This window comes from Enterococcus sp. LJL51 (genome assembly GCF_054871795.1).
This window is the reverse complement of sequence record NZ_JBTXLW010000038.1, coordinates 1-1,251: the sequence shown is the minus strand read 5'-3', so window position 1 is coordinate 1,251 and position 1,251 is coordinate 1. Positions and strand designations below refer to the sequence as shown.

Below are 1,251 nucleotides of genomic sequence, written 5' to 3'. Positions count from 1 at the left end.
GGCACTGACCCCCAAGAATGAGAATATAAAAAAGAGGCACCTCCGTTGAATTTATTTTATATAATAAATTTAGCGGAGGTGCTTTTGATGAAGAAAAAAATGGCGTATTCTCTTGAAGTCAAAGAGAAAGTAATTGAATTGAAAATTGAAGGAAAGACAACAAAAGAGATACTAGAGCTGACAGGGGTTAAAAGTAAAACACAAATCGATAACTGGTGGGGTTGGTATAGAAAGGGAGAAATTCATCGATTTCATCGTCCGATGGGAAAACCTGTTAAAGAAGAGAAAAGTGAAATTGAGCAATTGAAGGAGCAACTACGTCAAAAAGAACTAGAAATTCATGTGCTAAAAAAATACAGAGAATTGGAAAGGAAGTGGTTGCGTCAGTAGTTATCCAGTTAGTAGAAGAACTAAAAAGCATCTATAAAATCAAGGATATCTGCAAGGTCTTAACTGTCGCACCATCAACTTACTATCGCTGGAAAGCAAAAGCAGTTTGTTCAGATCCTATTGAAAAAAAAGTAGGAGAATTATGTAAAAAGAATCATTATACTTACGGATATAGAAAAATCACAGCCTTAATTCGTAGAGAAGAAATCGTTAATTCTAAAAAGATTCAGCGGATTATGCAAGCCAATCGTTGGAACTGCCGCGTACGGATAAAGAAAGCACAACGCCCAGGAACAGCTCACTATCGTACAAAGAATCATTTAGCGAGACAGTTTCAATCGGACAAGCCTTATCAAAAGCTAGTAACAGACGTTACTTATCTACCTTACGGAGAAAAAATGCTTTATTTATCTTCTATCATGGATTTATACAATGGAGAAATTGTCGCATTTAAAATTAGTGACAAACAAACCGTTTCTTTAGCTGTGGAAACCTTAGAACAGCTAGAACTCCCAAAAGGTGTTCTCCTTCACAGTGATCAAGGATCAATCTATACTTCCTATGCCTACTATCAACTGTGCAAAGAAAAAGGCATCATCCGCAGCATGTCCCGAAAGGGAATGCCAGCAGATAATGCCCCGATAGAATGTTTTCATTCCTCGTTAAAGTGTGAAACATTCTACCTAAACATAGAGCCAAAATACTCTACCACTACTGTAATAGATATTGTCACAAATTACATTAAGAATTATAATACCCATAGAATTCAACGGAAGTTGGGTTATCTATCACCGATAGCCTATCGAAAACAGACCGTTTAATCGCCTCTCTTTTGCCCTCTCACTTTTGGGGGTCAGTGCC

The 1,251-nt window shown here is 37.2% G+C and carries 1 protein-coding gene; it reads left to right on the top strand.

Features of this window, described 5'->3' with window-relative positions; all coding sequences use genetic code 11:
* Window positions 1-87 precede the first annotated feature (87 nt).
* Window positions 88-1,211, top strand: a protein-coding gene (locus tag ACYSNQ_RS17900) for an IS3 family transposase (RefSeq protein ID WP_426084935.1) whose coding sequence is annotated in 2 segments (ribosomal slippage) — window positions 88-355 and window positions 355-1,211 — 1,125 coding nt in all. Because the reading frame shifts where the segments join, the coding sequence is not laid out codon by codon here.
* Window positions 1,212-1,251: the final 40 nt, after the last annotated feature.